We start from the raw sequence: 13,169 nt of genomic DNA, 5'->3' as shown, positions 1-13,169 counted from the left end.
GGGGAAAGCCATGCCGCATCGCTTGCCTGCGGCGGCGTGGCCGAATGGATCGAAGATACGGATGACCGACGAGGAAGTTTTAGCGGAATTCAGGGCTGCGGGCGCGTTGCTGGAGGGGCATTTCATTCTGTCCTCGGGCCGCCGCAGCGCCAATTATCTCCAGTGCGCCCGCGTGCTGATGAACGCCGAGCGCGCCGGCCGGCTGGCGCGCGCGACCGTGCAGAAGCTGCCGCGCGAATTGCGGCAGGAGATCGATCTGGTGGTCTCGCCCGCCATGGGCGGCCTCATCATCGGCCATGAAGTCGGCCGCGCGCTCGACAAGGACGCGGTGTTCCTGGAGAGGCCGGAAGGCACGTTCGAGCTGCGCCGCGGCTTCGCCATCACGCCAGGACAGAAGGTGCTGATGGTAGAGGACGTCGTTACCACCGGCCTGTCCTCCCGCCAGGCGATCGAGGCGGTCGAGGCGGAGGGCGGCATCGTCCTGGCCGAAGTCGCGCTGGTCGACCGGTCGGCCGGCGAAGTGGAACTGGGCGTGCCCTTCTACCCGCTCGTCAGCATCAACTTCCCGGTCTATGATGCCGACCAGATCCCGCCCGAACTGGCGGCGATCCCGGCGATCAAGCCCGGCAGCCGGAAGCAATAGCATGCCCCACTCCCCCGTCCCTTTGCGCCTGGGCGTCAACATCGATCATGTGGCGACCATCCGCAACGCACGCGGGGGAGCGCATCCCGACCCGGTCAAGGCCGCGCTGCTGGCGGCCAAGGCAGGCGCCGACGGCATCACCGCCCATTTGCGTGAGGATCGGCGGCATATCCGCGATGAGGATATCGCCACGCTGATGGCGGCGCTGACCGTGCCGCTCAATTTGGAAATGGCGGCAACGCAGGAGATGCTGGGCATAGCGCTCAAGCATCGGCCGCACGCCGCCTGCATCGTGCCGGAAAAGCGCGAGGAGCGGACGACCGAGGGCGGTCTCGATGCCGCCGGTCAGATCGAGGCGCTACGGCCGATCGTCGGCGCGCTCAATGAAGCGGGCGTGCGCGTCAGCCTGTTCATCGAGCCGGACCCGGCGCAGATCGAGGCGGCGATTCGCCTTGGCGCGCCCGTAGTAGAGCTGCACACCGGCCGCTACGCGCATCTGGAAGGCTCGGAGCGGGCGGAGGAACTGCGCCGCCTGGCCGATGCGGCGGCGCTGGCGGCCAAGAACGGCATCGAACCGCATGCGGGCCATGGCCTGACCTTCGACAATGTCGGGCCGATCGCCGCCATTCCGCAGGTTGCGGAGCTCAATATCGGGCATTTCCTGATCGGTGAGGCGATCTTCAGCGGGCTGGAGAGCAGCATCCGCGAAATGCGCCGCCAGATGGATCTGGCCCGATGAAAGCGGCAAAAGCGTGATCATCGGCCTCGGCTCCGACCTCTGCAATATCGAGCGAATCCAGAATTCGCTCGATCGCTTCGGGGAGCGGTTCGAGAATCGCGTCTTCACCGATGTCGAACGCGCCAAGGCCAACCGGCGCCCCTTCACCAAGGCAGGCACGCTCGCCAAGCGATTCGCCGCCAAGGAAGCCTTTTCCAAGGCCGTCGGCACCGGCTTCAAGAGGGGCGTGTTCATGAAGGACATCGGCGTCGTCAACGGCCCCAGCGGCGCGCCGACGCTGAACCTGACGGGCGGCGCGCTGGCGCGGCTCGAATCGCTGGTTCCGGCGGGACATCGGCCGGTCGTTCACTTGACGCTAACCGACGATCATCCATGGGCACAAGCCTTTGTGATCATCGAAGTTCTGCCATTATAAGCGCAGTGCCTCTCCAGCCGGAAATCCTCCCATGACGGCAGCCGACATGACCGAAAACGATCCTGCCTCCTCCGAACAGCCCACGCCCGCCGCCGAACCAGGGAAGAGCCCGGTCGACTGGTGGCAGGAAGTCAAGAGCATCGCCCTGCTGATCCTGGCGGTGCTGGCCTTCCACAGCTTCGTCGCCAAGCCCTTCTACATTCCCAGCGAATCGATGATGCCGGTGCTGCTGAAGGGCGACCGGCTGGTGGTGAGCAAATTTCCCTATGGCTGGTCCTATGTCTCGCCCAGCTTCCACCCGCTGCCGTTCCTGAAAGGCCGGATTTTCGGGCGGCTGCCGGCTCGCGGCGACATCGTCATCGTCTCGCCGCAGAACAAGCGCGAGGATTATATCAAGCGGGTCATCGGCCTGCCCGGCGACATAGTGGAGGTGCGCGGCGGCCAGGTCGTGCTGAACGGCGTGCCGGTGCCGCAGAAGGTGCTGAAGCCCATCCGCATTCCCGTGGACGGCAACGCCCCCTGCCCGCCCATGCAGTTTCCCGGCGCGCTGGTGACGGACGCGAACGGCAGGAGCTGGTGCGAACTGCCGGTGCGGCAGGAAACCCTGCCCAACGGCAAGAGCTATGTGGTCATCGACATGGGGCCAAGCACGCTCGACTGGTATCCGCCAGTGCGGATTCCCGCCGATCACGTCTTCCTGATGGGCGACAATCGCGACAACAGCGCCGACAGCCGCGCGCCGCTGGAGGAAAATGGGCTGGGCGGGCCGGTGCCGTGGGAAGCGATCGGCGGCCGGGCGGAGTTCATCACCTTCTCGCTGGACGGCGATTCATCCTGGAACCCGCTGAGCTGGTTCCACGCCTTCCGCGGCGGACGCGCGGGGAACAGCCTGCGTCCGGCAAGCGTTACTCCGCCGGAATAAGCTTTTCCGGATAGGGGCTTGGGTTGAGCGGGACGAACATCCACATCGAGGAACCCGGCCCCAGCGAATTGCGCAGCCCGCTGGTCCAACATGAGATCAAGCGGGCCGGCGTGTGGTTCGCCATGGGCATCGCGGTGGCGCTGCTCGTCTTGCTGGCGCAGCCGATCATGCTGATCATGGGCGCATTGGTGCTGACCACCATGATGGACGGGGGCACGCGGCTGCTGGGCCGGGTGCTGCCGGTCGGGCGCGGCTGGCGGCTGGCCATCGTGCTGGTCGCGGCGCTCGCCTTCCTATTGATCCGGCACGTTGATAGTTAGGCTGCATATTTGCAACGGGGGTCTCTGAAGAAAGCGCGGACTTTTTCTGGAGAATTTGCGAGGCCAGTCATGTGGTTTTGGGCCGCGGCTTTGAGTTTGGCCTTGGTTTTCTCCGGCACGGTGGTGCTGATGGCATGCTTCAGGCTGGCATTGAGCCGCTCGTCCGGGTTCAATTCGGGCGAGTAGCTGGGGAGATAGAAGATCTCGATTTTGTCCTTGCGCGTTTCGAGCCATGCTTTGACCAGTTTTGAGTGGTGGGCCCGAAGATTGTCGAGGATCAGGAATATCTTGCGATCAGCGTCCTTGATCAGGGCTTCGAGAAACTCGATCAGCCGTTCGGCGCCAAAGTTGTCCTCGATGATCATCCAGCGCGTCTTGCCCTGATTGGTGACCGTTGAGATCATCGACAACTTGGCACGGCTCCCAGGCGCGTAGGCCACTGGAGTTTCTCCCTTTGGAGCATAAGATCGACCGCGCACGTCCGTGTTGACGACTGCGGTCTCGTCCCCCCAGTGGATTTCGCCGTCCTCGGCCTTTGCCCGCTTTTCGATCGCAGGATAACTCGTCTCCAGCCAGGCCCTCACGGCCTGAGGGTTTTGCTCATAGGCGCGACGGATCGGCTTTTGCGGTGTGAACCCCCACCGCTTGAGATAATTCCCAACCGCTCGGATTTTCAGGGGAATGCCACATTCCCGCGCGATCAATTCCATCACCGCGCCGCGGGTCCACAGCGCAAATTCCATCTTCAGTTGTTCGGGACGCTTTTCGCTGATCAGCCGGCGAATGTGCAACTCCTGCTCTGGACTCAGGCTCCGTCCGTCACCTTGGGACCGGCCACGCTCCTTGGGCTTAAGACCCTTGCTGCCTTCCGCTTCATAGTTGTCGATCGCTTTGCGAACTGCCGGCCACGAAAGGCCCGTCAGCTCGACAATCCGCATCACCTTGTGGCCCGACTTGTGAAGGCGGATCACCTGCCGGCGAAGCTCGTGAAGCGCTGATGCGCTCAATTTCCGGGCGTCTGTTTCCATGGTCAATCATACCCATCAACCAACTCGAAATCAATATATTTTCATGCCCGGTCTATAGTCTATACCTTCTATCTGACCGGATCGAGCCTGGCGGCGCAGGCGCAGGCGATGCGGGTCATCGTCGAGACGCAGGTCAACCGCATCGGCCATTGGCTCCAGCAACTGGGCGTCACAACCACGCCGGAGGATTTCAAGAGCCTGGCGCAGCAGGCGATGAGTTCGCTGGGCCGGGTCACGGCGGCGGTCGGCACGATGGTCGGCGCGATCACCAGCGGGGTCATGATGCTGGTGCTGGTCATCTTCATCGCGATCGAGCCCAAGCTGTACGAGCGCGGCGTCGCCTGGATGCTGCCGATGGACAAGCGCGGCCGTTTCTACGCCATTGCCGACAAGATGGGCTGGACGCTGCGGCGGCTGATGTTCGGGCGGCTGATCGGCATGGCGGTGGAGGGCGTGGGCACTTGGTTGCTGCTCTGGGCGGGCGGCGTGCCGATGGCGGGGCTGCTCGGCATATTGACCGGGCTGTTCGCCTTCCTGCCCAATATCGGGTCGATCATTTCCGGCGTGCTGATCGTGCTGGTGGGCTTTTCCGCGGGTTCGGACGCCGGGCTCTATGCCTTTGGCGTCTATCTGGTGGTGCAGATCGTCGACGGCTATCTGATCGTGCCGATGGTCGCCAAGCGCGCCACCGATCTTGCGCCTGCCCTTGTCCTGGCGGCGCAGATCCTCTTCGGCGCGCTGTTCGGCATCATGGGGCTGTTCCTGGCCGATCCGATCGTCGCGATGATCAAAGTCTGGCTGGAGGAGCGCTCAAAGGCGCTGGAGGTTGAGAACGGCAGGAGTGCGGCGGTTCCGGTGGTTGGGTAGTTATTCAGTACGGCGTGCTCCTGCAAAGGCAGGAGTCCAGACCGGGCGTCAGAACTGGGTTCCTGCCTTCGCAGGAACACGGATCATGCCAAAGAGAAGTCATCCAAGAAAAAGGGCCGGGAAATCCCGGCCCTCTTCGCTTTTCGACTGCGGCCGGACTCAGTGGCCGGGCATGCCCTGCGGCATTCCGCCCTGCTGCTGCATCATCTGCTGCATGCGCATGATGTCCGCCTTGGACTTGAAATCATGTAACTGGACGTCGAACACCAGCACGGAATTGGCCGGGATCGGCCCTGCCGCCTGCTCGCCATAGCCGAGCTGCGGCGGAATCCACAGGCGGTACTTGCCGCCCTTCTTCATCTTCTGCAGGCCCTCGGAGAAGCCGGGAACCACACCGTCGACCGGCATCGCGGTCTGCGGATTCTCGTCGAACACCGTGCCGTCGAGCAGCGTGCCCTTATAGCCCACCAGCGCCACGTCGGCGGGCGTCGGGCTGGGACCGGCGCCTTCCTCCAGCACCTTGTACTGCAGGCCCGATTCGGTCGTCACCACGCCTTCCTCGCCGCCATTATGCGCCAGGAAGCTGGTGGGCGAGGACTTCACGCCCTGCTGCCCGGCCCAGGCCAGACCGCCGGCCGCCAGCGCGACCACGGCAATACCCACCCAGAGACGCGTCAGCGACCCCTTGGCGATTGGACGAAGGGGAACGGCCGTGGTGGACATGCGCTATGCCTCGCGGATTGGTGCGGGTGATGTTTGTCAGCAGAGGAACGGGACGATCAGGCGACCGTCCCGATAACGGCGATCCTTAACGGACGCCGTCGCGCTCGGCGCGCTTGCGCTCCAGCTTGCGGGCGCGGCGCACGGCAGCGGCCTTTTCGCGGGCGCGCTTTTCCGAGGGCTTCTCATAGTGACGGCGCAGCTTCATCTCGCGATACACGCCCTCACGCTGCAGCTTCTTCTTGAGCGCGCGCAGGGCCTGGTCGACATTGTTGTCGCGAACGATGATTTGCATAAGCCAGTCAAACTCCAGTCGAAAACGGACGGATCGCCAGGAAACATAACCCTTCCCGACGGGCCGCCCGAATGAAATAGCGGTGAGTCGCCGCAGGTCACCCTGCGCCGTGTGGGGCGCGCCCTATCAGCAGAGTCGCGCAAATTCAACCCAAAAGCCGTTTTTCTCGACAGAGGCGCGGGACGGGCAGATAGTCGCCCCCATAAACAAGAAGGAGGATCGCCATGGCAACCGCCGCCAAGACCACGGGCAAGCGCCCCGACATGTCCGCCACGGAATGGGCCGCCCGCCAGCAGCTCGCCGCCTGTTACCGCATTTTCGACCATCTGGGCTGGTCGGAGCTGATCTACAACCACATCACCCTGCGCGTGCCGGAGGAGGAAAACGCCTTCCTCATCAACCCTTTCGGCCTGCTCTACGGCGAAGTGACGGCATCGAGCCTGGTCAAGATCGACATTGACGGCCATGTGCTGGACGGCAACCCCTATCCGGTCAATCGCGCCGGCTTCACCCAGCACAGCATCTTCCACCGCCACCTGCCCGACGCGCATTGCATCATCCACACCCACACCACCGCGGGCATGGCGGTCAGCGCCACGCGGGAGGGGCTGACGCCCACCAATTTCTACGCCGCCGCCTTCATCGGCCGAATCGCCTATCATGATTTCGAGGGCGTCACGATCCGCCCAGAAGAGGGCGAACGGCTGATCGCCCATCTGGGCGGCCGCCGCATCATGATGCTGCGCAACCATGGCACGCTGGTCATGGCGAAGTCTCTGCCGGAAGCGTTCCTGACCCAATGGATGCTCCAGCGCGCCTGCGAGATTCAGGTCGCCACCGGCGCGGCGGGAACGCCCGTCGAAATTCCAGCCGAGGTCATTGCCGTGCATCAGCGGGACCTGAGCGGCGTACAATTGCCCGTAGGCCCAGGCGTCCCCGATTTCGAGGCGATGGTTCGCCGCATCGACCGGATCGATCCGGGCTGGCGCGAATAAGTCCTAAACTGATCGAGATCATGGACATTCGCGAACAAGGAACATATCATGAACAATTATGACCGCGCTCACCACCCGACAGAAGTTGGAAATCCTTGCCGATGCGGCGAAATATGACGCGTCCTGCGCTTCGTCGGGCACGGCGAAGCGCGACAGCGCGTCGGGGCGGAAGGGGGGCATCGGCTCGACCGAGGGCATAGGCATCTGCCATGCCTATGCGCCCGACGGCCGCTGCATTTCGCTGCTCAAGGTTCTGCTGACCAATAGCTGCATCTTCGACTGCCATTATTGCATCAACCGCCGGTCCAGCGACGTGCGGCGCGCCCGCTTCACGGTGCGCGAGCTGGTCGAGCTGACGCTCAGCTTCTACCGCCGCAATTATATCGAGGGGCTGTTCCTTTCCTCCGGCATCATCCGCTCGTCCGACTATACGATGGAGCAGATGATCGCGGTCGCGCGCAGCCTGCGCGAGGAGCATGACTTTCGCGGCTATATCCATCTCAAGACGATCCCGGACGCCGCCCCGGAGCTGGCGCATCAGGCGGGACTTCATGCCGACCGCCTGTCGATCAATGTCGAACTGCCGACCGAACAGGGGCTGCGGACTTTGGCCCCCGAAAAGGACGGGCGGCAGATCGAAGCCGCAATGGCCGGCATGCGCAGCGCAATAGAGGATGGGTCGGACGCCGGCCGCCGCTATGCCCACGCCCCCCGCTTCGCCCCCGCCGGCCAGTCGACCCAGATGATCGTCGGCGCCGATCAGGCCGACGACCGCGCCATCATCCGGCGGGCGAGTGCGCTCTACAGCCGCCACAAGCTGCGCCGCGTCTATTACAGCGCCTTTTCGCCCATCCCTTCGCCCAGCAGCATATTGCCGCTGAAACGCCCGCCGCTGATGCGTGAACATCGGCTCTACCAGTCCGACTGGATGATGCGCTTCTACGGCTATTCGGCGGAGGAGCTGGAAAGCGCGACCGATCCGCAGACCGGCTGCCTGCCGCTCGACATCGATCCCAAGCTTGCCTGGGCGCTGCGGCACCGCGAAACCTTTCCCGTCGACGTCAACCGCGCCCCCCGCGAAGCGCTGCTGCGGGTGCCGGGCCTGGGCGTCAAGGCGGTGGACCGGATCGTCGCGAGCCGCCGCCATCGTCGGCTGCGTCTGGACGATGTGGCGCGGCTGACGCGGGGCATCGCGAAACTGCGGCCCTTTCTGGTCGCGGCCGACTGGCGCCCGGTGCGATTGGCCGATCGGCTGACCCTGCCCATCGCGCCGCCGCCCGCCGCGCAATATGAGCTTTTTCCGTGAGTCGCGCCCATTTTGCCGTTGATTGGCGGGGCCGTTCATGTTTTCCTTGTCCGACGCAAGGAAAGGGCTGGTTGCTTGGCGACGAAGTGGAACGATGGCGCAACCCACCGCACGGGTCATGCCCGGCGGATGAGTACCCATCTGGCCGCCGCGCTGGTCGTCTTCTGCCTGCTGCAGATCTTCATCGTCGCCAAGATGGGCGGATCGCTGCTGCTGCATCTGGGCATCATCATTGCGATCGGCGGCTTTGCCGTCGCGGCGCGCGGGCTGGAACGGCGCTGGGAAATGCTCGACCGCAGCGGTTTGTCCGCGCAGGGCCTGACGCTGCGTTTCCGCCGCGATCTGGTACAGCTCTGGTCCGCCAGCATCGTCGGCGGGCTGCTCTGGATTCCCGTCGCGATCATCTTCCGCGCTCTTTTCGGCTGAACCCAAAGCCGCGATCCGTCGTTGTTCCTTCCTGACGAGAAGGAGCATGCCCATGGCCGACGCCAGCATTTTCGACCGATTGAAACAGGATCACGACGCGCATCGCCAGCTATTCGACAAGATGGCCGAGGCGAAGGGCCAGCCCGACCGGCTGGAAAAGCTGTTCGAACAGTTCAAGGTCGAGGTGACCGCCCATGCCGCGGCGGAGGAGGAAACTCTCTACGCCACCATGCTGGCGCGCCCTGACCTGCGCGAAGACGCCCAGCACAGCGTTTCCGAGCATAAGGAGATCGACGATTATCTGGAGGAGCTGGAGGAACTCCCCTTCAACGGCGAGGAATGGAACGGCGTCTTCGCCCAGCTCAAGAAGCGCTATCTCCATCATATCGACGAGGAAGAGGAAGAGATGTTTCCCGACGCAGCGCGGGAATTGACGGCGGAGGAGGAGCAGAAGCTGGCGGACCTGTTTGCAAAACGCAAACCGGCGGAACTCCAGCGCGCGGCAGCCGATGCGGACGATTAAGGGCGAGTCGGCCATCCTCCCGGCGCTCCAACCGGGGCGCGGCAAGCCATGTATCATGCGCGGCTGAACGGCCCGGACGATTTCGACGGATGGCGCCGCGCCGCCCGGGCCTTCGCGCTGGGCGGGATCGCGCCGGGCGACATCGTCTGGCAGGGGGATAAGGATGCGGGCGATCTCTTCGCCGGCGATGAACCGCCCCCGGCCGCGGGCGAAGCCGCCTTCTCCGTCCCGCGCGCCTTTGTCGAGCTGGCCGAAACCGCCATCCTGCACCGCGACCCGCAACGTTTCGCCCTGCTTTACGCCCTGCTCGTGCAATTGCGGGCGCGCCCGACCGGGCTGGAGGATCGCGCCGACCCGCTGGTCCGCCGGGTGGAGGGGCTGGCCAAGGCCGTGCGGCGGGACATGCACAAGATGCGCGCCTTCGTCCGCTTCCGCGAACTGTCGGATGCGGACGGAGCGCGCTTCATCGCCTGGTTTGAGCCGGAGCATCATATCGTCCGGGCCAATGCGGGCTTCTTCGTCCGCCGCTTCGCCTCCATGCGCTGGTCGATCCTGACGCCCGAACTCAGCATCCATTGGGACGGCGGGACGTTGTCGGAAGGGCCCGGCGCGACCCGCGACGATGCGCCGGCGGACGACCCGGTCGAGGAGATATGGAAGGGCTATTATGCGGCGATCTTCAATCCGGCGCGGCTCAAGCTTGGCGCCATGCTGTCCGAAATGCCGCGCAAATATTGGCGCAATCTGCCGGAGGCCGCGCTTATCCCGGAGCTGGTGGCGGGCGCCCAGGCGCGGGAGGCGGCCATGATCGCGACGCCGCCCAAACCCGCCCCCCACCCAGGGAATGCCGCCACGGCCTGGCAGGCTCTGCGCGAGGAGGCGATGGGCTGCACCCGCTGCCCGCTCTATCGCGACACGACGCAGACGGTGTTTGGGGAGGGGCCGGTGGATGCACCCCTGATGTTCATAGGCGAGCAGCCCGGCGATCAGGAGGATCTGGCCGGACGGCCCTTTGTCGGCCCCGCCGGGCAGCTTTTCGACCAGGCGCTGGAGGAAGCCGGGATCGATCGGACGCAGGTCTATGTCACCAATGCGGTCAAGCATTTCAAACATGAACGGCGCGGCAAAAGGCGCATCCATCAGACGCCCGAGACGCCGGAAATCCAGGCTTGCCGCTGGTGGCTGACGCAGGAGCTGGAATTGGTGCGGCCCCGGATCGTCGTTGCCCTGGGCGCTACGGCGGGGCGCGCGCTGCTGGGCAAGGCGGTGACGATCAGCCGGCTGCGCGGTGCGCCGATAACGCTGGAAAGCGGCGCGCAGGGCTGGGTGACGGTGCATCCGAGCTATTTGCTGCGGGTGCCCGATGAGGCGCGCAAGGCGGAGGAAAGGAAGCGCTTCGTAAAGGAGTTGCGCGAAATCGGTGAGCAGGTGAAGGCGCTTGCCTGAAAATTACCGTGTTCCTGCGAAGGCAGGAACACGGTAATTTTAGACCTTAAAGCAGCCCCAAGCGCGATAATTCCCCCAGCAACCGCGTCGGCATGGCGTCCAGATCATCCACCTCGCCCTCACCCAGATCGGGCGGCGCGTCCTTGCCTTCCAGATAGCGCCAGCCTTGATGCGCCCGCTTGGGCTGCGCGCGGACGGGAATAAGCCGGGGTTCCAGCCTGATCCAGTAACGGCCCTGCCCGGTTTCCTGAAAACCCAATATCGGACTGCGCCCCACAAGCTGATGCCCGTGAATCCAGTAGAGCGACCCGCCCGCCAGCTCCTCGACCCGCTTGGGCAGATAGCGGGTGGTCAGGCGCGCCTCTTCCGCATGGCTTTCCAGCCAGGCGCGAAGCGTGGCGGGGCTTTCGCTCTGGAAGGCGATCTTGGTGAGGTGGAGCGGCATGGCGTGAAGATGGGCGCTGGTTGGCGGATTACAAACCCCAGACCGTGGCCAGACCAAGGAAGGAGAAGAAGCCCATCACGTCCGTCATCGTGGTCACGAACACGGCGGATGACACGGCAGGATCGACATTCACCCGATCCAGCGCGACCGGGATCAATATGCCCGACAGCCCCGCCACCAGATTGTTGATGAGCATGGCCAGCGCAATGACGATGCCCAGATCATGATTGCCGTAGATCAACCCCACCGCGACGCCGATCAATATGCCCAGCGCCATGCCGTTGGCGCTGGCGATGCGGAATTCGCGGACGATCTGGCGGATGGTGTTGGAACTGGTGAGCTGATTGGTGGCGAGCGCGCGCACCGCCACCGCCATGGTCTGCGTCCCCGCATTGCCGCCCATGCCCGACACGATCGGCATCAGCACGGCGAGCACGACATATTTGGAGATGGTCGCCTGGAACAGCCCGACCACCGATGCCGCGAGAATGGCCGTGCCCAGATTGACCACCAGCCAGGACAAACGCGTGCGCACGGTTTCCAGAATCGGCTGGTTGATGTCGCCCTCGCCCGCGCCCGACAGGCGGAGAATGTCCTCGCCCGCTTCCTCGGAGATGATGTGGACGATGTCGTCGACCGTGATCATGCCGACCAGCCGTCCGCTGGCGTCCACGACAGCGGCGGAGATCAGCGCATATTTCTGGAAGCGCAGCGCCACCTCTTCCTGGTCCATGTCGACCGGGATCAGCGTCTGTTCGCGCTTCATCAGGTCGGCCATGGCGACGCTGCGCGGGCAGGTCAGCACCCAGCTCAACTGGCAGGTGCCGATCGGCTTATGCGCTTCGTCGACGACGAAGATTTCCCAGAAATCCGACGTCAGGTCGCGATTGTCGCGCAGATAGTCGATCACCTGCCCGACCGTCATATGCTCCGGCACCGCGACCAGGTCGCGCTGCATCAGGCGGCCGGCGGATTCCTCCGGATAGGACAGCGCGCTTTCGATCGCGGCGCGGTCTTCCGGTTCCATCGCTTCGAGGACGGCCTGCTGGTCGGCCTCCTCCATATCCTCGATGATGGCGACCGCGTCATCGGTGTCGAGTTCGGCGGCGAACTCCGCCACCTGCTCGGGCCGCAGCGCGTCGAGAATATCCTCGCGGACATAGTCGTTGAGTTCGGAAAGAACCTCCGCGCCGACCAGATCGCCCAGCGCCGCCGCCACCGCCCCTCGCCGTTCGGACGGGGTGAGTTCGAGAAGATCGGCAATGTCGGCGGGGTGCAGCGGCGAGACCAGTTCGCGCGCGCGGTCGCGATCATCCTCCTCCACCGCGTCGAGCACGGCGGAGACGAATTGACCCTTCAGCCGATCATCCTCGTCATGGCGGGATTCGGCCTGCTCAGCGGCAATATCGCCCAATTCGTCCGGCCGGGGTTCGGCCGTATCGGCTCGTTCGCTCATCGCGTCCCCTACTGTCCGGTTCCTGTAACATTTGCCCGCTTTTGCCGATGCCCGTCATAAATGCAATGCCCCAAGACGCTTCCATCCCGGCCTTAACGCTTTATATGGTCGATCATTCCCATTTTCCCCCAAGAGAGGATTTTTCATGGCCGACGATACCCTGACCCTCAGCCTCGACAGCGGCGGCGACGTCGTCATCAAGCTGCGCCCGGACCTTGCCCCCGGCCATGTCGAGCGCATCACCGATCTGGCCAAGGACGGCTTCTATGACGGCGTCGTGTTCCACCGCGTCATCCCCGGCTTCATGGCCCAGGGCGGCGACCCGTCCGGCACCGGCATGGGCGGATCGAAGCTGCCTGACCTGAAGGCCGAATTCAGCCGCGAACCGCATGTCCGCGGCGTCTGCTCCATGGCCCGCGCGATGAACCCGAACAGCGCGAACAGCCAGTTCTTCATCTGCTTCGACGACGCCACCTTCCTCGACGGCCAGTACACCGTCTGGGGCGAAGTCACCTCCGGCATGGAGCATGTCGACGCGCTGCCCAAGGGCGAGCCGCCCAAGACCCCCGGCAAGATCGTGAAGGCTACGGTTTCCTAAAAGCTTTGCTTATCGTGATTTCCAG

General features: G+C 64.4%; 15 protein-coding genes and 2 pseudogenes. 12 read left to right on the top strand and 5 right to left on the bottom strand.

Features of this window, described 5'->3' with window-relative positions; translation table 11 throughout:
• Positions 1-61 precede the first annotated feature (61 nt).
• The 5 genes and pseudogenes from pyrE to HUK72_RS14155 form a co-directional block, all read left to right on the top strand.
• Positions 62-643 carry an orotate phosphoribosyltransferase gene (gene pyrE, locus HUK72_RS14175; protein ID WP_176597861.1) on the top strand — a complete coding sequence of 194 codons (582 nt, stop codon included), beginning with the start codon at positions 62-64 and terminating at the stop codon, positions 641-643.
• Position 644: 1 nt separating this feature from the next.
• Positions 645-1,382, top strand: coding sequence for a pyridoxine 5'-phosphate synthase (locus HUK72_RS14170; protein ID WP_176597297.1), 738 nt, complete (start codon positions 645-647; stop codon positions 1,380-1,382).
• A 13-nt stretch (positions 1,383-1,395) separates the two neighbouring features.
• A complete protein-coding gene (gene acpS / locus HUK72_RS14165) occupies positions 1,396-1,797 on the top strand; it encodes a holo-ACP synthase (RefSeq protein WP_176597296.1) in 402 nt (133 codons plus the stop codon).
• Positions 1,798-1,828: 31 nt separating this feature from the next.
• On the top strand, positions 1,829-2,719 hold the full coding sequence (gene lepB / locus HUK72_RS14160; RefSeq protein ID WP_176597295.1) for a signal peptidase I: 891 nt from the start codon (positions 1,829-1,831) through the stop codon (positions 2,717-2,719).
• 23 nt (positions 2,720-2,742) lie between these two features.
• Positions 2,743-3,018 (top strand): annotated as a pseudogene (locus HUK72_RS14155) (AI-2E family transporter); the annotation flags it as partial.
• A gap of 17 nt (positions 3,019-3,035) precedes the next feature.
• On the opposite strand, the gene HUK72_RS14150 reads toward HUK72_RS14155, so the two are convergent.
• On the bottom strand, positions 3,036-4,067 hold the full coding sequence (locus HUK72_RS14150; RefSeq protein ID WP_176596472.1) for an IS630 family transposase: 1,032 nt from the start codon (positions 4,065-4,067) through the stop codon (positions 3,036-3,038).
• A gap of 54 nt (positions 4,068-4,121) precedes the next feature.
• Here HUK72_RS14150 and HUK72_RS14145 point away from each other — a divergent pair.
• Positions 4,122-4,934: pseudogene (locus tag HUK72_RS14145) on the top strand (AI-2E family transporter); the annotation flags it as partial.
• A gap of 159 nt (positions 4,935-5,093) precedes the next feature.
• On the opposite strand, the gene HUK72_RS14140 reads toward HUK72_RS14145, so the two are convergent.
• Positions 5,094-5,657: an FKBP-type peptidyl-prolyl cis-trans isomerase gene (locus HUK72_RS14140; RefSeq protein WP_176597294.1), complete on the bottom strand. Its 564-nt coding sequence runs from the start codon at positions 5,655-5,657 to the stop codon at positions 5,094-5,096.
• 85 nt (positions 5,658-5,742) lie between these two features.
• Entirely contained in the window at positions 5,743-5,949 is a 207-nt protein-coding gene (gene rpsU / locus HUK72_RS14135; RefSeq protein ID WP_004208618.1) for a 30S ribosomal protein S21, read from the bottom strand.
• A 224-nt stretch (positions 5,950-6,173) separates the two neighbouring features.
• Between rpsU and HUK72_RS14130 the strand changes: the two genes are divergently transcribed.
• From HUK72_RS14130 to HUK72_RS14110, 5 genes are all read left to right on the top strand, one after another.
• Positions 6,174-6,944, top strand: coding sequence for a class II aldolase/adducin family protein (locus HUK72_RS14130; RefSeq protein WP_176597293.1), 771 nt, complete (start codon positions 6,174-6,176; stop codon positions 6,942-6,944).
• A gap of 58 nt (positions 6,945-7,002) precedes the next feature.
• Positions 7,003-8,250 (top strand): putative DNA modification/repair radical SAM protein, encoded by a 1,248-nt coding sequence (locus HUK72_RS14125; RefSeq protein ID WP_176597292.1) that lies wholly within the window; start codon positions 7,003-7,005, stop codon positions 8,248-8,250.
• 129 nt (positions 8,251-8,379) lie between these two features.
• Positions 8,380-8,676 (top strand): hypothetical protein, encoded by a 297-nt coding sequence (locus tag HUK72_RS14120; RefSeq protein ID WP_369805961.1) that lies wholly within the window; start codon positions 8,380-8,382, stop codon positions 8,674-8,676.
• A gap of 52 nt (positions 8,677-8,728) precedes the next feature.
• Entirely contained in the window at positions 8,729-9,199 is a 471-nt protein-coding gene (locus HUK72_RS14115; RefSeq protein WP_176597290.1) for a hemerythrin domain-containing protein, read from the top strand.
• Positions 9,200-9,247: 48 nt separating this feature from the next.
• Entirely contained in the window at positions 9,248-10,645 is a 1,398-nt protein-coding gene (locus HUK72_RS14110; protein WP_176597289.1) for a UdgX family uracil-DNA binding protein, read from the top strand.
• A 46-nt stretch (positions 10,646-10,691) separates the two neighbouring features.
• Here the strand turns inward: HUK72_RS14110 and HUK72_RS14105 are convergent, their stop codons facing one another.
• Together HUK72_RS14105 and mgtE are read right to left on the bottom strand one after the other, a co-directional pair.
• A complete protein-coding gene (locus HUK72_RS14105) occupies positions 10,692-11,090 on the bottom strand; it encodes a DUF1489 family protein (RefSeq protein WP_176597288.1) in 399 nt (132 codons plus the stop codon).
• A 28-nt stretch (positions 11,091-11,118) separates the two neighbouring features.
• The gene (gene mgtE, locus HUK72_RS14100; RefSeq protein WP_176597287.1) at positions 11,119-12,546 is read right to left on the bottom strand and encodes a magnesium transporter; all 1,428 of its coding nucleotides are present in this window, start codon (positions 12,544-12,546) and stop codon (positions 11,119-11,121) included.
• 145 nt (positions 12,547-12,691) lie between these two features.
• Between mgtE and HUK72_RS14095 the strand changes: the two genes are divergently transcribed.
• The gene (locus HUK72_RS14095; protein WP_176597286.1) at positions 12,692-13,144 is read left to right on the top strand and encodes a peptidylprolyl isomerase; all 453 of its coding nucleotides are present in this window, start codon (positions 12,692-12,694) and stop codon (positions 13,142-13,144) included.
• Positions 13,145-13,169 lie beyond the last annotated feature (25 nt).

This window comes from Sphingobium sp. 15-1 (assembly GCF_013375535.1).
In the GTDB taxonomy this organism is placed as follows: domain Bacteria; phylum Pseudomonadota; class Alphaproteobacteria; order Sphingomonadales; family Sphingomonadaceae; genus Sphingobium; species Sphingobium aromaticivastans.
Note: the sequence above shows the minus strand (reverse complement) of the source record. Positions and strands in the feature narration are given on the sequence as shown.